General features: G+C 45.9%; 15 protein-coding genes. 14 read left to right on the forward strand and 1 reads right to left on the reverse strand.

The features are described 5' to 3' along the window. The first annotated feature begins 244 nt into the window (after positions 1-244). From ICC18_RS06680 to ICC18_RS06710, 7 genes are all read left to right on the forward strand, one after another. The gene (locus ICC18_RS06680) at positions 245-907 is read left to right on the forward strand and encodes a GntR family transcriptional regulator (RefSeq protein ID WP_188173586.1); all 663 of its coding nucleotides are present in this window, start codon (positions 245-247) and stop codon (positions 905-907) included. A gap of 38 nt (positions 908-945) precedes the next feature. Further along, the gene (locus tag ICC18_RS06685; RefSeq protein ID WP_188173587.1) at positions 946-1,860 is read left to right on the forward strand and encodes an ABC transporter permease; all 915 of its coding nucleotides are present in this window, start codon (positions 946-948) and stop codon (positions 1,858-1,860) included. Between the two features lie 29 nt (positions 1,861-1,889). Continuing rightward, entirely contained in the window at positions 1,890-2,768 is an 879-nt protein-coding gene (locus tag ICC18_RS06690) for a carbohydrate ABC transporter permease (RefSeq protein ID WP_188173588.1), read from the forward strand. A 79-nt stretch (positions 2,769-2,847) separates the two neighbouring features. Continuing rightward, a complete protein-coding gene (locus ICC18_RS06695) occupies positions 2,848-4,407 on the forward strand; it encodes an extracellular solute-binding protein (RefSeq protein WP_188173589.1) in 1,560 nt (519 codons plus the stop codon). Between the two features lie 32 nt (positions 4,408-4,439). Beyond that, positions 4,440-5,600, forward strand: coding sequence for a galactonate dehydratase (gene dgoD, locus ICC18_RS06700; RefSeq protein WP_188173590.1), 1,161 nt, complete (start codon positions 4,440-4,442; stop codon positions 5,598-5,600). Positions 5,601-5,639: 39 nt separating this feature from the next. Further along, positions 5,640-6,452, forward strand: coding sequence for an SDR family NAD(P)-dependent oxidoreductase (locus tag ICC18_RS06705; protein ID WP_188173591.1), 813 nt, complete (start codon positions 5,640-5,642; stop codon positions 6,450-6,452). Positions 6,453-6,657: 205 nt separating this feature from the next. Beyond that, positions 6,658-8,505, forward strand: coding sequence for a hypothetical protein (locus ICC18_RS06710; protein ID WP_188173592.1), 1,848 nt, complete (start codon positions 6,658-6,660; stop codon positions 8,503-8,505). Positions 8,506-8,611: 106 nt separating this feature from the next. On the opposite strand, the gene ICC18_RS06715 is transcribed toward ICC18_RS06710, so the two are convergent. Next, the gene (locus ICC18_RS06715) at positions 8,612-9,904 is read right to left on the reverse strand and encodes an NAD(P)-binding domain-containing protein (protein WP_188173593.1); all 1,293 of its coding nucleotides are present in this window, start codon (positions 9,902-9,904) and stop codon (positions 8,612-8,614) included. Positions 9,905-10,040: 136 nt separating this feature from the next. Here ICC18_RS06715 and ICC18_RS06720 point away from each other — a divergent pair, with 136 nt between their 5' ends. The 7 genes from ICC18_RS06720 (at position 10,041) to ICC18_RS06750 (ending at position 16,972) form a co-directional block, all read left to right on the forward strand. Beyond that, on the forward strand, positions 10,041-11,396 hold the full coding sequence (locus ICC18_RS06720) for a glucose-6-phosphate isomerase (protein ID WP_188173594.1): 1,356 nt from the start codon (positions 10,041-10,043) through the stop codon (positions 11,394-11,396). A 172-nt stretch (positions 11,397-11,568) separates the two neighbouring features. Next, positions 11,569-12,207: a YigZ family protein gene (locus ICC18_RS06725; RefSeq protein ID WP_188173595.1), complete on the forward strand. Its 639-nt coding sequence runs from the start codon at positions 11,569-11,571 to the stop codon at positions 12,205-12,207. 72 nt (positions 12,208-12,279) lie between these two features. After that, complete coding sequence (locus tag ICC18_RS06730) at positions 12,280-12,921, forward strand: TetR/AcrR family transcriptional regulator (protein WP_188173596.1); 642 nt, start codon at positions 12,280-12,282, stop codon at positions 12,919-12,921. A 178-nt stretch (positions 12,922-13,099) separates the two neighbouring features. Further along, positions 13,100-13,732: a CGNR zinc finger domain-containing protein gene (locus ICC18_RS06735; protein WP_188173597.1), complete on the forward strand. Its 633-nt coding sequence runs from the start codon at positions 13,100-13,102 to the stop codon at positions 13,730-13,732. Positions 13,733-13,843: 111 nt separating this feature from the next. Next, entirely contained in the window at positions 13,844-14,728 is an 885-nt protein-coding gene (locus ICC18_RS06740) for a pyridoxamine 5'-phosphate oxidase family protein (RefSeq protein ID WP_188173598.1), read from the forward strand. A gap of 68 nt (positions 14,729-14,796) precedes the next feature. After that, a complete protein-coding gene (locus tag ICC18_RS06745; protein ID WP_188173599.1) occupies positions 14,797-15,162 on the forward strand; it encodes a hypothetical protein in 366 nt (121 codons plus the stop codon). A 160-nt stretch (positions 15,163-15,322) separates the two neighbouring features. After that, positions 15,323-16,972 (forward strand): immunoglobulin-like domain-containing protein, encoded by a 1,650-nt coding sequence (locus ICC18_RS06750; protein WP_188173600.1) that lies wholly within the window; start codon positions 15,323-15,325, stop codon positions 16,970-16,972. Positions 16,973-17,099 lie beyond the last annotated feature (127 nt).

Raw genomic sequence — 17,099 nt, forward strand, 5'->3', positions numbered from 1 at the left:
ACTTTAAGCTGGTGATCGCACATCACATCCTTCATACGTGCTTAAGCGCGGGGAAGAGAATAGAAATAAAACTCGGTGTTTGAGAATTCCATAAATACTTTTGGTTAGGTGTAAAAAAGCCTCTTGATTCTTTCGGAATCGAGAGGCTCTTTTTATTTATGAATATTTGATACAATATCAAAATTGATTCAACGGCATAATATATATTTGATCAAATATATATTATCAAGGGAGGGTTAAAGCTATGCATTTTACCGGTATGAACGATACGACATACGCCAGGGTACGTGACCGAATTCGAGAAGATATCCTGACTGGCGTATTTGCACCTGGTGTACGCCTTGTAGTTGCCGAACTGGTTCAACGATACGGAGTGAGTCAGATGCCTATTCGTGAAGCGTTACAACAGCTTCAGGGTGAAGGGCTTGTGAGTTTGCTACCGCAAAAAGGGGCTAGTGTACGCAAGTTAGACGAACATTTCATTTCAAACATGTATGACGTGCGGATGGCTATTGAAACTATGCTCGTAAGAAGAAGCATTGAATACATGACTGAGTCTCAAATTTGCGTGCTAGAACAAATACAGAACGACTATGAAATTGCCGTGGAAAGCGACAAAATGTCAGAAGCGCTTCATTTAAATGAAAAATTTCATTCTATCATCAATGTCACAGCCCATAATCCCGAAGCAGTTAAAATTATCGATCAGCATTGGGGTCTCATCGATAGCCTAAGAAGCAAATTCGGTTTCAGCAATAAACGAGTCAAAGAAATAATTAGCGATCACAGACAAATAATCGAAGCCTTGAAGCAGCGAGATGTGCAGCTAGCTGCTACAGTCACCGAAAAGCATGTAAAGGAAGCAAAGGATGATTTGATTCTACGAATGAGAACGCTTACGGAATAAATGGTAACGCCACATGCGATCGAAAGGAGTGAACCGTAATGAACAAAACATGGACGGTAATCAAGAAAGATAAACTTTTGTACCTGCTGGCCGTACCTGGCATTTTGTATTTTCTAATCTTCGATTACATCCCCATGTATGGCGTTTTGATAGCGTTTAAACACTACACGATATACGAGGGTTTCTTCGGCAGTGAATGGGTCGGATTCGAGAATTTTGAAAAGCTGTTCAGCACATACGGCTTCACCCGCGCATTGAAAAATACGGTGATTATCAGTATATATCAATTGGTGTTTGCCTTTCCGGTTCCGATTATTCTTTCTTTGCTGTTAAATGAAGTTCGGCATGCTCTTTACCAAAGGTTCGTTCAAACAACGATCTATTTGCCGCATTTCGTCTCCTGGATCATTATCGGCGGCATCTTGTTTGCCATTTTGTCGCCATCTACGGGGGTAATCGGTGAGCTTGCCAGAGCATTTGGTTACGAAGGCACCGTTACCAACCTGTTATCAAGCAAAGAATATTTCAGAGGACTGCTGGTCGTATCGAACATCTGGAAGGAGGCAGGCTTTGGCACCGTCTTGTATTTGGCGACGATAGCCACAATCGATCCACATCAGTATGAAGCAGCCAAGGTCGATGGAGCGGGAAAGTTAAGACAAATCTGGCATATCACGCTGCCCGGTTTACGAACTACGATTGTGATTCTGCTGATCTTCCGAATGGGGCAAATTTTAAACGCGGGGCTTGAACAAATTTTTGCCCTATATAATCCGCTCGTTTACGAGGTTAGTGAAATCCTGGATACGTACATTTATAAATTAGCTTTTGAAGATGCCAAATTCAGTTTGTCCACAGCTGCCGGCCTGTTTAAAGCGGCAATTGCTTTTGTTCTGGTCTTAGTAACCAATTATATAGCCAAGAAAATTGATAATGAAAGCGGTCTCTTTTAGAGGGAAAGCTGAAATAAGGAGATACCGATGTGAAGCGAACACTCAGTGAAACGTTAGGTACCGGCACCTTGTACGTATTATTGTTGTTTTTTTCACTGCTAACTCTTTACCCTTTCTGGCATGTGCTGATGTATGCTTTCAGCGACCCGAAGCAATCCATTGGGGGCGGACTTTTTCTTTGGCCTAAAGGCTTCTCCCTCTTATCATTTCAAATGCTGCTGGAAAGCGACGGTATTTTTCAAGCTTATCGAAATTCGTTATTTCGCCTCATAATCGGAACCTCCATCAACGTTGTACTCACTGCTACTTTGGCCTACCCGCTGGCGAACAAGCGATTCGTTGGAAGAATGCAGCTCACACTGTTTATCTTTTTCACGATGCTGTTTCAAGGCGGAATGATTCCGAGTTATTTGCTCGTAAAGTCGCTCGGGCTGATCAATACGCCATGGGCATTAATTCTCCCAGGGGCCATCAGTGCATGGAATTTCTTCATCATGAAAAATTACTTCCAAAGTATTTCCCCAGAAATCGAGGAATCTGCCAATCTGGACGGCTCTACCCCTCTACGTACTCTATTCTCGATTATCATTCCTATCTCCAAGCCAGTCATTGCAGCAGTTGCCTTGTTTTACGCAGTGGGACATTGGAATGCCTACTTTGATGCCGTCTTGTATATTAACTCGCCTAGCAAGCAGGTGCTTCAGGTATTCCTTAAAGGAATGTTAGCCACGAGTTCCCTGCAGCAATTGGGCGGGACTGAAAGTTTTCAATCCGGTATTGCCAGCGTGACGGAAGAGTCGATCAAAATGGCAACGGTCGTCATCTCGGTATTGCCCATGCTGATCATCTATCCATTTATTCAAAAATATTACGTCAAAGGCATCATGATAGGTTCGGTCAAAGGATAATTCCACCCGGTTTCTAGGACGGTCACCGTAAGGCAGGCCATCCTACAAATAAAGTGATCATGGGGAGGTATTCTAAAAAATGAAAGGTCATCAAAGTGCATGGCGAAAAACAGCGGCGGGATTACTTGCGGTGTTATTGCTTGGGAGTGTAACAGCATGTACATCGACACCGGGGGAGAATACGGCTAAACCGAGCAGCCCAAGCAGTCCAGCGAATGCAACGGTTTCAGAGGCTCCCAAAGAAACGCCTAAGACCTCCGTTACCATTAAGGTGCTGCACCAGCGCACAACAAACTTTCCGGAGGATAATCCCGTCAAAGCGGAGATTATCAAACGTACGGGAATTGATTTTCAGCCTATCACTGTGGAGGGCGGTGAAATTCAGAACAAGCTGAATGTAATGATCGCCTCAGGCGACATGCCGGACATCATTCAATTCGATTCTGTCAAATTGAAAGAGCTTGTTGACAACAAAGTGATTATTCCATTGGATGAGCTGCTTCAACAGCATGGTAAGAGCATCTTGGACAATAAGAAGGCCTATTTTGGAAAAAATGCAACGCTCGATGGCAAGGTTTACGCGCTTCCCATGGGATTAGGCTATCCATCAGTGCTGGCATTACGCAAAGATTGGTTAAGCAAAGTGGCGATGAATCTACCCACCACGCTGGACGAATACTATAACGTTTTAAAGGCTTTTGTGGAAAAGGACCCTGACGGTAACGGGAAGAACGATACATTGGGACTTGGAGCCACATTAGAGCAGACCATAACGCTGAATCACATTTTTGCAGCATATGGAGTTGCATTCGGAATACCTGGCAGACCTCAATATGTTAACGGAGAGCTCCTGCCCACACCACTGCAACCTGGATATTTGGACGCTGTTAAATTCTTAAATAAACTGTATAAAGAAGGACTTCTGGATCCGGATTTCCCTACGATTCCAGCTATGAAATCATTCGAAAAATTGTGGAACGGTACAATCGGAGTCTATGATTTTACACCGGTAGGCACATCTAATAACTGGGTATCCCGCTATAAAGATCCGAAGCCGGAGTGGGCTTTCACGGTACTTAAAGGACCCCAAGGCAAGGGCGGGACAGCTAGGGTCATTCGAGATACCGGAACGTTCTTTGGAATCACCAGAGCATCCAAGCATCCTGAAGAGGCTATGAAACTGCTCAATTTCTTAAATAGCGAGGAAGGCGACAAGCTCACTTATCTGGGTATTGAAGGCAAACACTACACGATGAAAGATGGCAAAGTCGAGTGGATACCTCCGTATCAAGATGCAGCGAAGCAGCGGAATGAGGGCGGATTTGCTTATAGTGCGATTAGTTACCGGATTGGCGGCGCCGAACAGATAATGTTAAATAAACCCACGCAGGATGCGATAAAATTAGGCAATGATAATGCGATGAATGACGGATATATTTACGAGAGACCTGTCGTTGAAGTTGAAATCGGAAAGATTCTGAATGATATCGAGAAAGAGATGCTGGTCACGCTTGTAGCATCCAAAGGAAATTTGGACGATGAGTATGAGAAATTTAAAAAGAAATATCTGGACGCAGGCGGCAAGAAGTGGATTGAACAGGCAACGGCCATTTATAAGAAAGAAAACAAAGTGAATTAATGTTCAATAAGTCGTATCTCATGAGGTGAACAATGAAAGTAACCGATATCCAAACCTATGTCGTTTACGGATTCCGAACTAATTGGATATTCGTTCAGGTGCACACGGACGCTGGGATTACCGGAATTGGAGAAGCGACTTTGGAATATAAAGAACAGGCGGTAGTCGGCGCGATTGATCATTTAAAAGAATATTTAATCGGGAAAAATCCGCTGGATATTGAGCAGCACTACATGATGATGTATCGGGACGCCTATTGGCGGGGAGGACCTGTTCTGATGTCGGCGGTAAGTGCAGTGGAAACATGCTTGTGGGACATTAACGGAAAAGATTTAGGCGTTCCGGTGTACCGTCTTCTAGGTGGTAAATGCCGGGATAAAGTCAAAATCTATGCCAACGGTTGGTTCGCGGGAGCGAACCAACCGGTTCAATTCGCCCAGAAGGCCAAAGAAGCAGTGCAGCGAGGAATTAAAGCTTTGAAGTGGGACCCCTTCGGAAAAGCTTACATGGAGATCACAAATGGAGAACTGGATGCATCGATAGCATGTATTTCGGCAGTTAGGGATGCGGTTGGCAACGAGATCGATCTTTTAATAGAAGGGCACGGAAGATTTAACGTTCCGACAGCGATCAAAGTCGCACGGGAGTTGGAGCCTTTTAAACCGATGTTCTTTGAAGAGCCGATCCCGCCTGATCATATGGATGGTCTAGCCCAAGTGAAACAGAAGTCGAACGTGCCGATTGCTGCAGGAGAGAGACTATATACGAAGTATGCTTTTAAAGAATTGCTGGAGAGGAAGGCGGTAGATTATATTCAACCGGATGTGAGCCATGCAGGGGGGATCATGGAATGCAAGAAAATTGCAGCGATGGCGGAGGCCTATCATTTGCCATTTGCCCCACATAACCCAAGCGGCCCGGTAGCGAATGCGACCACATTGCAGTTGGCTGCTTGTGTACCGAATTTTAGTATCCTAGAAATCATGGTGACTGATGTCCCGTGGCGGCAAAGTTTGACGAATGAGCAACTGGTTTTTGAAGATGGCTATATCTCTATTCCTTACAAAGCCGGATTGGGAATCGAGCTGAATCTGGATGAGGCAGCCAAACACCCGTATCAACCCATTCAATTAAGGCACTACAATGGACAGCTGACACAGATTCGTCCACCTGAGGCGAAGGCGTACTTCTAAGGAACACTATGTATGCACAAACGAAAGGAGATTCTTCCTTTGAGATTTCTTGGTCAATCAGTTTTGATAACAGGCGCTGCGATTCATACCGGATATGGTATTGCTGAACGGTTTATTCAGGAAGGAGCTAGGACAGTAATCAATGACCTGCATGGTGAGGATGTCAAAGCTGCAACAGGTCGGCTAAAAAGTAAATATCCGGAAGCAGAGATTTTGGAAGCGCCCGGGGACATCACCGATCCTAATGATGTAAAACGAATATTCAATGCTGTGGAACAGAAGTTGGGTACCCTTCATGTTTTAGTAAATAACGCATGTGACCAGGGGTTAGGGTATGATTTTCTGAATATGCCGTATGGACGCTTTAAACAGGTTATCGATGTGAACGTAAACGGACTTTTCTTAGTGTCGCAATATGCGGCAAGAATGATGAGACAAAGCCAAGGAGGGACTATCGTTCATATTGGATCCAACGCTTCTAAGCATGCATTGAGAAATCGAAGTGCTTACGGGGCAAGTAAGGGCGCGGTGGATGCTCTTACGAAAGCAATGGCGCTGGATCTTGCAGAATATGGGATTCGTGTGAATACGGTTGTCCCTGGGTACGTACGAACAACAAGATGGGACGGATTAACTGAGAACGAAGTGGAGCAAAGAAGGCGGAACATCCCATTAGGTAAAGAACTCCTATCTGAAGATGTCGCCAACGCGGTTTTGTTCTTTGCCGGGGAAGAATCCAGGCTGATAACAGGAGCTCGGTTAGTTGTTGACGGTGGCAGCAGCAGCCAACTTGTCCCAAAGAATTGTGAGCTTCAGATTATAACCAATACGGATATTGATGAAGAAAGATGATTGGAGGAATTGTACTTTGGAATGCAAGCTTGTTCGAGACCAAGGTATTATGAAGATCGAGATCGATCACCAAATCTGTTCTCCTTGCGCTTTTCGATCTTTCCGGCCGACAGAGAGGAATATTCGGGAATTTTATAATGCTGGCGTTCGTCTGATGAGTGTTCTAACTAGCGACATTAATTGTTCTCTGGATGTTCCTTATTCCTTGTTCGGTTCCGTATGGAACGGATACGGGGAGTATGATTTTTCAGCACTAGATCGTCAACTGGAGATGTTTATCCAACATGCTCCTGAAGCCTACTTCTTCATCATGTTTCAAGTAGACACAAGACCTTGGTGGCTTCTCGATCATCCCGAATGTCCCAATTCGTTTACTCATCTCTCACAAATTGCGGGGTACCGGAAATGGCGGGAGGATACCGCCCGATATGTACATGACTTTATGACGTATTGTGAGAGTAAGTACGGTAATAAAATTGTCGGCTATATACTCAAAGGCGGAACCACGACAGAGTGGTTCAGCACGCAGGATCATGGAGAGACGCATCCTCTCAAAGAGGAGGCTTTTCGAACGTATATGGGGAATACAAACATCCGAATTCCTAATCAGGAAGAACGAGATAGAACAAGCGACGGTGCATTCCGCGATCCGGTGAAAGATGCGACTGCAATTGCTTACTGGAAATTTCATCATGAACTGATTGCCGATACTGTGAGTTATTTTTCTAGTCATATCCAAAAAGTTATCGAGCATAAAAAGCTGCTAGGGATTTATTTCGGATATTTACTTGAATTGACCGACCACCGCTTATTGCATGAAGGGCATTTGGCATACGAATCATTATTCGATTCGCCTGATATTGACATTTTTGCTTCCCCTTCGTCCTACTGGTTTCGACAGGTTGATGGGACCAGTGCAATGATGACCATGGTCGATTCTTTAGATCTGCGGAACAAGCTGCATTTCCTTGAATTTGATCACATCACTCATTTGGCCCCACAATATGTCGAGGGTAAACCGATACCCGGCTTTGAGAGCAAATACTCAGACGAACAACAGACCATTAACGTCATGCGCAGAGATTTTGCTATGATGCTCACAAAGCGTACAGGAATTTGGTGGTTTGATATGTTTGAGGGTTGGTTCTACTCCGAAGGCATGATGCGGGAAATTCATAATATGATAGAAATTGCAAACACGTCTACTCGTTCGGGTTCTAAATCGGTTGCTGAAATCGTCGTGATCGCAGATCCGATTTCTATGTATTACGTTGGGGCTGACTCAAGGTTAAATAATGATCTCCTGTCTGCACAACGTGACGGACTTGGCAGGATGGGTGCTCCATTCGATTTGATTTCATTAAATGACATAGATCACCCGAATATGGATCATGAAAGGTATAAGTTGTATATCTTTTTAAATACGTTCCTGATGCCAATGGAGAAGAGACAATTCATCGAGCATCAATTGAAGACGCAAGGCAAGACTTTCCTTTGGATTTATGCCAGCGGTTTTGTTACTGAGCTAGGTCTTTCTGAGGAGGGGATATCTGCTACGACTGGAATTCAGGTTCAAAGGAACAAGCAGGAGGAGTCTCTAATAGATGTAGTTTTTCAAGGTGATAGTGTGATAGTTGCAGAGATGATCAGTTACGGTTTTTCACGGAAGATGGCTCCGAACTTTCAAATTATCGACAAGGATGCAGAGATTTGTGGATATTACCATAACAGTGGGTATGCGGCCTTGGGGAAGAAAAAAGTCGGAGAAAGTATGTCGATTTATTCAGGAGCAGGTAACCTGCCAGGAAACATATTGCGGGAAATAGCGAAAGAAGCGGGAGTACATATTTATTATGATGGGGATGCACCGATATTCGTAAACGACACATATATAGGAATAAATGCATTTAGTCCAGTGAGGTTTACGCTTCACTTGACTCGCGATACGGAGGTCGTGGAAGTATTCAGTAAGACACAGTATTCCAGTACTGATATGACGCTTGATTTAGAGCTCCTTGATGGCGGCATGAAACTTTTTCAATTGAAAAGATAGCGTGGCTTCGCGAAATCAAAACTGCCCTAACAAGAAAAGAACCGTCCCTTCATCATGTTCATGATTTTCGGGACGGCTCTCTATTTGTTAATCATGAATTTGGATCCTACAGCGCCCGCTCAATATTAGCCTCAATATACTGCTCCAGCTTGAGGCGCACATACGGTGGAAGGCCGGACAGCATACAGCCGTAGCGGAACTGCTCGCCGCCTGATTCGACGCGAATCACACGAGCCGTGATCGGAGGAAGCTCAGCTTCCTGTGGGAAGTGGATGACGATGAACATATCAGGAGCAAGCGGGAAGTTGGACGTGATTTGCAGGCCGCTCTCGGACAAGTCAAAGAGTGTGCCTTCGATGTTTTGCCCGGAGAAAGCCCCTTCCTGCTCCCATTGATAGATGGACAGCATCAGCTTGATATCCAGCTTCACGCGTGTATTGCGGCGGCGTTCGCGGCCGGCAAGCGGCGAAGCCGGCTTGGCAGATTCAGCAGCCTCAACGGCAGCTTTGCTCGGCCTAGCAACCGGCTGCCCCATCCAGTCCTCGTAGCACTGCACGACCGAGCTTAGATCTTGTTCGCCAAGGCCTTTGCTGAGGCCCATTTGGAACAACCCCGTGGCCGCATGCAGGAGCGGGGTCGGCAGTTGGAACTGGCCTGTCAACTCCTGCGCGAGCAGGAGATCCTTCAGCATCAGCTTCAGGGAGAACTGGTTGCTGAAATCGCGATCGACGATTTTGCCGCCTTTGAGCTCGGCTTGTCGGCTGTTTGCCGAGCCTGCGCTGACAACTTCGAGGAACTGGGCAGGGTCCAGACCTGCCTTGGTAGCAATGGCTAGTCCTTCGGACAAGCCGACCAGATTAATGCCCACCATCGTGTTGTGGGCCAGTTTGGCATAGGAACCGGAACCGGATGGTCCCATATGTAAGATCTTGCTGCCAAGTGCTTGGAATACGTCCTGGTGCTCGTCAAAAACTTCCTTGCTGCCCCCGACCATGAAGGTCAGCGTACCGGCTTCCGCGGCAGGCTTGCTGCCAGTAACCGGCGCATCAAGAAAATCGACATAATGCGCCGACAGCTCTTCCGCGAGCTTTTGGCTTGTCCGCGGCGCCACGGTGCTGCAGTCGATAATGGTGAGCGCAGGTTGCAAGCCGCTAAGAATGCCCTGCTCACTGTAGAACGTCTCCAGAAGCGCAGCGTCGTTACTGATCATCGTAATAAGTACATCAGACATTCGAGCCGCATCCGCTGGCGTATGGACCGCTTCAGCGCCCAGACGGACCAACTCGTCCGCTTTTTCAGCTGTTCGATTATATACGGTTACGGAATATCCTTTTTGAATCAGAATGGCGGCCATAGGCTTACCCATGGTACCAAGTCCGATAAAGCCGATACGTTTCATGAACAATCACCTCAAGCTTAATTTTACCATATTTTATCATGGGAAATAAGCCCTGTGAATGCCTTCTTCGCTTGCATTTGGACGGGCAAATAAGTATGCTAGGAAAAGGAAAAATATAGAGTTGGAGGAGATCATCGTGAGTAAAAAATTATACTTTGATTACAGCAAGGCCTTATCCTTTTTATCCCAGCATGAAGTGGATTATTTGTCTGGGCAAGTAAAGCTGGCGCACGAGCAGCTGCATAACAAAAGCGGCGCAGGTTCCGATTACCTGGGTTGGGTTGACCTTCCGGAGAACTATGATCGCGAAGAGTTTGCACGAATTCAAGCTGCGGCTAAGCAAATTCAATCCGATTCCGACGTTCTGGTTGTTATCGGCATTGGCGGTTCTTATCTTGGTGCGCGTGCAGCTCTTGAGATGCTGTCCCACTCTTTCTATAACATTTTGCCAAAAGATAAACGTAAAACGCCTGAGATTTATTTCGTAGGAAATAACATCAGCTCTACATATGTCACACACCTGCTTCAGCTTCTGGAAGGCAAGGACTTCTCCGTGAATGTCATTTCCAAATCCGGAACAACGACAGAGCCTGCGATTGCATTCCGCATCTTCCGTGAGCTTCTGGAGAAAAAATACGGCAAGGAAGCTGCACGTAAACGTATTTACGCAACAACGGATCAAGCTAGAGGCGCTCTCAAGACGCTTGCCAATGCTGAAGGGTATGAATCATTTGTTATCCCGGACGATGTTGGCGGACGCTACTCCGTATTGACAGCTGTAGGCCTACTGCCGATCGCGACTGCAGGCATTGACATCGAATCCATGATGAAAGGCGCAGCTGATGCGCGCCAAGATTTCTCGAACCCGAACCTGAGCGAGAACCTCAGCTATCAATATGCAGCCGTTCGCAACGCGCTGTACCGCAAAGGCAAGACGATCGAAATTCTGGTGAACTACGAGCCGTCTCTTCACTTCGTTTCAGAATGGTGGAAGCAGCTTTTCGGCGAGAGCGAGGGCAAAGATTACAAAGGAATTTACCCGGCTTCCGTGGATTTCTCGACGGATCTGCACTCCATGGGTCAGTTCGTTCAAGACGGCAACCGCATCCTGTTTGAAACGGTCATTCAAGTCGATCAAGTCGCTGATCACATCACAATCGGTACAGATCCAGATGATTTGGACGGTCTGAACTTCTTGAGCGGTCAAACGATGGACTTCGTGAACAAGAAAGCATTCCAAGGCACGATGCTTGCGCATACGGACGGCGGGGTTCCTAATCTGATCGTGACGCTGCCGGATCTGACGCCTTATACGTTTGGATACATGGTTTATTTCTTTGAAAAAGCATGCGGAATCAGCGGCTACCTGCTGGGCGTGAATCCTTTCGATCAACCTGGCGTTGAAGCATACAAAAAGAATATGTTCGCCCTGCTCGGCAAACCGGGTTACGAGAAAGAAAAAGCAGAGCTGGAAGCACGCTTGCAGCAATAAATGTTACCTGAAAACGATCACTCCTTGCGGAGGGGTCGTTTTTTTTCCATCATTTACGAGGATTGTTTTGCCATTATTTGTATGGTAAATTTTCTTTCTATATTGTCGAAGTAATCTGATGCGTGTAGAATGAAATGAAACAGATGTTTCCTTCTACCAAGAAAGGTCGGCTATGCTAGCACATTTCAAAACCATCCAATCGTACGGATCGTCGGAAATCATCATCAAGAAGTCGCGTTTCATCGGTCATGCCAAACCGGTAGAGTCAGAAGAAGAAGCTATCCGATTTATTGAAGCGATCAAGAAGGAACACAAGCTGGCCACCCATAACTGTTCTGCCTATGTAATCGGAGAAAGGGATCAGATTCAGAAGCAATCTGATGACGGGGAACCGAGCGGAACGGCGGGCAAGCCGATTCTGGAAGTGATCAAGCATCAAGGGCTCAAGAATGTAGCTGTTGTCGTTACCCGCTACTTTGGGGGAATCCTGCTTGGCGCGGGCGGACTCGTTCGAGCATATACGGACGGAGCCGTGGCAGGCATTGAAGCGGCGCAGCCGATCTACAAGGTCAACCATCGGCAAGTGCAGATCGAGGTTGACTATACGTGGTACGGCAAGCTGGAGAATGAGCTAAGAAATCAGGGTATGCTGCTTGGGGAGATACAGTTCACGGATAAGGTGATCGTGACGTGTTACCCGTTAGCGGAAGAAGCAGATTCATTTGTTAGTTGGGCAACAGACGTAACGCAAGGTCAAGGTGTTATTCATGTAGGTGAGAACGAATATATGATCCATAAGAACCTACCTTAAGAGGATGCTTAAAAGGCAGGTTCTGGCACCAAACACAATTTCATACAGAGCTGAGGACGCGGAGGGATTAGAATGGCGAGGAAAGCAGTCACGCAAGAGCTTAGCAGAGAGAGAATACTCACGGAAGCGCGAGAATTATTCAATACTTTTGGTTATCGCGCTTTAACGATGCGCAGCATCGCAAAAGCAATGGGGTACAGCCATGGCGCGTTATATTACCACTTTAACGAGAAAGCTGAATTGTTTTATGCGTTAATTAAGGATGATTTCTCCATGCTGCTGCAGCGTCAGCGGGAAATGGTGCTCCGTGAGCATGGTTTCACGGTAAACCTGCTGCAGAAGCTGATGCTGGAGTTCATCTGGTTTGGTCTGAGTAATCCGAATCATTATGAAATGATGTTCATGATCCACGAGCCTGAGCTGCAGCAATACTCACGTACGGAGCAAGCCCAGTGCCTGGAAATGTTCGCTATCGTCCTCAGACAGGTGCTTTCTGGTCAACCGGAAGCCGAGAGCAAGAAATTCACGCTTCCATGGAATTTGTTTATGTCATTACACGGCCTTATTTCGTATTGTATTCAATTTAAACTTACTTACGAGGATGCGCGTAAACTGGCGGAAGAACAAGTTCGCCTCATATGCGCAAGTCTGAATCTGGATGCGCTGGAGCAGCAGCGTCCGCATGTAACGCTCGTCAACATAGAATCTGCATAACTCATCTAGGCCTACTTAAAATAAAGCAATGAAAAAGTCCTTGTCTAAGGTTTGCTGATTCAGCAACAAGACAGGGACTTTTGATTTTGATGCCCCTCTCTCATTGACTTGTTGTCAGCTTGCCCGATTTATTCTACAATGAACAAATATATTCGGTTCAAAGGAGTTAAGCAACAAAATGCCCAAAAAAATAACGCCCACCTTTTATTTCATTGGCAATCACCCTATATTAGACTTTATAAATACAAAAATACCCGTTGACGGTCGAACTGTCGACTTGCTCGAAACGTTCGCGAATGTACTCGACTGGCTATGTAAAGCGGGCTTGTTCCGTACGGATGAAGTGATCGCTTACGAACTTAGATGGGGAAATAACGATCAAGGAACTCAAGTGCTGGAAGCCGTCACTAAGCTTCGAAGCAGTTTGCTGACGATCATCGAAAAAGGCAAGAATGGAGAAAAGGTGCCTGAGTCCTGTATCGAAAACATAAATAATCTGCTTAAAGAACAAACGGTGACAACGAAACTTATACAGAATGATAACGGATTTGTTAAAGAAAAACATGTTCATATTCAAACGCCGCTTGATATTCTTATTCCAATTGCAGAGGCGGCTGGTGATTTTTTTAGCAATTATGATCTTGCCTTAGTTAAAAAGTGCGAGAATCCGGAATGTGTGCTGTACTTTTATGACAACAGCAAAAACAGTACGCGCCGGTGGTGCAGTCAAAAAACTTGCGGCAACAGGATGAAGGTTACGGCTTACCTGGAACGACAACGGAATAAAAATGAAGCGATGGGCGAGTCTTAGAATTTAAATCTAAGGCTCGTTTTTTAATTCCCAAAATTAAACTTTACAAGTTAAAAAATCTATTTTATAATACCCATAACAACATTATGATGGTTAAAAAGAGGCGATCATATGACCGATGTCTACCATTCAGGGGAATTGACTGTACAAAAGATGGCCGGAGCCGAAGTAGCGGCGGAGCAAAACGGAAGAGGCATAAAGAAAAGTATTCCAAAGGGTGCCATAGCTTTTCTGGAAACCCAATCATTGATTATTACAGCTTCTGTTGATAAAAATGGAAGGGTTTGGAGCTCGGTTTTGACAGGAGAACCAGGATTTTTGCATGTGGAAGATGAGGAAACGTTAAGGATTCGATCGAACCCGGTTTTGAATGACCCGCTGATTCACAATCTGAATTCGAACCAAGAAATCGGCTTGTTGGTGATTGATTTTAGCAGGAGGATCAGACTAAGAATGAACGGAACGGGACGTTTCGATGAGGACCAACAACTTGTGGTACAAACCGAACAAGTCTATGGGAACTGTCCGAAGTACATCCAAAAAAGATCACTGCTTCCCAATGGTGTTTTCCATAGAAAACAGCAATTTGAACATCACTTTGTCAATTTGCCCCCTAAACAACAAGAATGGATTCGTCAATCGGACACGTTCTTCATTGGGAGTATGAGTTCAGAGGGAAAACTCGATGCTTCTCATCGGGGAGGGTCACCCGGATTCGTGAAGGTATTCAACGAACGAACGCTCATTTTTCCCGATTATTTCGGAAATTCCATGTTCAATACATTGGGAAATATTTATAGCAATCCGAGTACCGGCATTTTATTTATGGATTTCGACTTCGGACATTCCTTACAACTAACGGGGCGATCCGAGATCATTTGGGACGAAAAAGAAATCTCCCAATTTCCGGCTGCGGAAAGGCTAGTTCGCTTAGAGATCGATGAGGCTCTTTATACGGAAAATAGTACACAGTTAAGTTGGATACAGACCCAATGAAAGGTGGTGAGAGGTATACAATTGGGCCGGAAGTAAAGCAATACATTTGAAAATTAGGAGGAGTTACAATGGCAACAAACAAGTATTTGATTATCATCCAAGCGAATCAACAAGATGTGGGCAAGGCCGTACACGGGTTATTATATGGGCAAGAACTGCATGAGGAAGGTTTCGAAGTTGACATTCTTTTTGATGGTCTGGGGACGCAATGGCCCAATGAATTCAGTAAGGCGGATCATCCGTTTAACCCGTTGTTTAAGCAAGTCATGAAATCAGGTATTATCAAAGGCGGATGCCAAGCGTGCTCGGGATTTTTTGAGGTGGAGGAAGAAGTCAAAGAAGCGGGTCTTCCGCTTATAGGTGCTGAAAAGACAAGTGGACACATTCCATTCGCTCAATACATAAAAGAAGGCTACCTGCCTATTATCCTATAAAACAATAAAGCATGAACAAAGTCCCTGTTAAAGGCTGTTGGTACAGCGCATGACAGGGACTTTTTGTTATGCAGGCTTTTTTTCTATTAGAACCCCCCAAAAAATGTAAATTGCACGAAAATATATGAGGGTAAGAAAGAATGTAAGGAGGAGCGATCGAATGAAGTCAAAGGTCTTATTTTGCACAGCGATTTTAAGCCTAATGATAACGGGAGCAGCATTCGCTAAAGAAGAGCACCCGAACAAGCATGCGGAGAAAAAGACTGGCTTAGAAAATGCACTCGAACGTGGTAAAAAGAATGAAACGGCCCGGGAAGCTATACGTCGGGCAATGGAGCGAAAGCAAGGAAAACACGATGATAAAAAGTGGACGAACGAGCAGCGGGCTACCGCGGACTTGAAAGAATTGGAGATTACATTCGGCGGCACCGATTCGATAGATCGAGTCACTCAGGCAATGGCGCTGCCGCTAGCAGGAACTCATGGTTCCACGATCACTTGGGTATCGAGCGCCCCCTCGGTTATTTCCAATGACGGGCAAACTGTAATTCGACCTTCCGCAGGGCAAGGAGATGCAGTAGTAACGCTAACTGCCACAGTTAGTTACGGGGACGTCTCGCAAACCAAAACGTTTACCCTGACCGTTAAGCAACAGAACTCGGAAGCTGGGCGAGTGGCCGCAGATAAAGCGGCATTGGCCATTACATTCGGCGGGACGGATACGGCAAGCAGTGTAACACAACCGTTATCCTTGCCGCTTAGTGGAGCAAACGGTTCCACGATCACTTGGGTGTCCAGCAATGCTTCGATGATTTCGAATGACGGTAAAACGGTAAATCGTCCAACAACAGGACAAGGGGATGTCGTGATTACTCTCACAGCCACCATAACCTATGGCAGCGTTTCGGATACCAAATCTTTCTCTCTGACAGTTAAGTCGTTATTTACAAATGCTCAAAAAGTAGCCGCGGATAAAGCGCTGCTTACCATCACATTCCGAGGAACAGATACGGCAAGCAGCGTAACGCAGCCATTGACATTGCCACTAAGCGGACCAAACGGTTCCACGATCACTTGGGTATCCAGCAATGCATCCGTCATTTCGAATGACGGTAAAACCGTGCAGCGACCTTCCGTTGGAAGTGGCGACGCATCGGTAGTACTAACGGCGATCTTAACGAATGGCAGCTCGTCGGATGTTAAAACCTTCACTTTGACGGTAAAACAGCAATTGACGGGCGTGCAGCGGGTTGCCGCAGATAAGGCGGCGTTGGCCATTGTTTATGGAGGGACGGATACGGCATCCAGTATCACTCAAGCATTGACACTACCTATTGCAGGCGTCAATGGTTCGTCCGTCACCTGGATTTCGGGCAATCCATCCGTTGTTTCGAATGACGGTAAAACTGTAAATCGCCCGGCTGCCGGACAAGGGGATATAACGGTAGTTCTTAATGCAATCATCTCGGCCGGGGGCTATTCCGATGCAAAGTCCTTTACCGTGACGGTAAAACAGCAATTGACGGAAGCACAGCGGGTTGCTGCAGATAAGGCGGCGCTGGCCATCGCTTTCGGGACTTCCGATTCCGCTTCGAGCGTAAGGAGCAATATCGGTCTGCCTGTGAGTGGGCCAAACGGTTCCAATGTCGTTTGGATTTCGAGCAATACGGCAGTTATCTCTAATAGCGGTGTCGTCACCCGACCGGCTGCAGCCAGCGGAGATACCGCGGTTATCATGACGGCTGTCATTACGAGCGGCGGGTATGCCGAAACTAAAGCATTTGTGTTGACGGTAAAGCAGCTTCCTTAATACTACTTTTAACTATAGATTCAATAAACCCGTCCGGGAAGGACGGGTTTATTGAATTTAGGTGCGAAATTGACCTCCCCAGAATCAGGCAATCAGAAAATGGAAAGATTATTAATTGAACAAAGAG

The sequence above is a fragment of the Paenibacillus sedimenti genome (assembly GCF_014534655.1).
GTDB lineage: Bacteria > Bacillota > Bacilli > Paenibacillales > NBRC-103111 > Paenibacillus_E > Paenibacillus_E sedimenti.

Bases quoted from the DNA above. Each gene is read 5' to 3' on its own strand.
- ICC18_RS06740 (WP_188173598.1), top strand. From the start codon at position 13,844: ATGACCGATGTCTACCATTCAGGGGAATTGACTGTACAAAAGATGGCC.
- ICC18_RS06695 (WP_188173589.1), top strand. From the start codon at position 2,848: ATGAAAGGTCATCAAAGTGCATGGCGAAAAACAGCGGCGGGATTACTT.
- ICC18_RS06730 (WP_188173596.1), top strand. From the start codon at position 12,280: ATGGCGAGGAAAGCAGTCACGCAAGAGCTTAGCAGAGAGAGAATACTC.
- ICC18_RS06725 (WP_188173595.1), top strand. From the start codon at position 11,569: ATGCTAGCACATTTCAAAACCATCCAATCGTACGGATCGTCGGAAATC.
- ICC18_RS06750 (WP_188173600.1), top strand. From the start codon at position 15,323: ATGAAGTCAAAGGTCTTATTTTGCACAGCGATTTTAAGCCTAATGATA.
- ICC18_RS06745 (WP_188173599.1), top strand. From the start codon at position 14,797: ATGGCAACAAACAAGTATTTGATTATCATCCAAGCGAATCAACAAGAT.
- ICC18_RS06715 (WP_188173593.1), bottom strand. From the start codon at position 9,904: ATGAAACGTATCGGCTTTATCGGACTTGGTACCATGGGTAAGCCTATG.
- ICC18_RS06685 (WP_188173587.1), top strand. From the start codon at position 946: ATGAACAAAACATGGACGGTAATCAAGAAAGATAAACTTTTGTACCTG.
- dgoD (WP_188173590.1), top strand. From the start codon at position 4,440: ATGAAAGTAACCGATATCCAAACCTATGTCGTTTACGGATTCCGAACT.
- ICC18_RS06735 (WP_188173597.1), top strand. From the start codon at position 13,100: ATGCCCAAAAAAATAACGCCCACCTTTTATTTCATTGGCAATCACCCT.
- ICC18_RS06680 (WP_188173586.1), top strand. From the start codon at position 245: ATGCATTTTACCGGTATGAACGATACGACATACGCCAGGGTACGTGAC.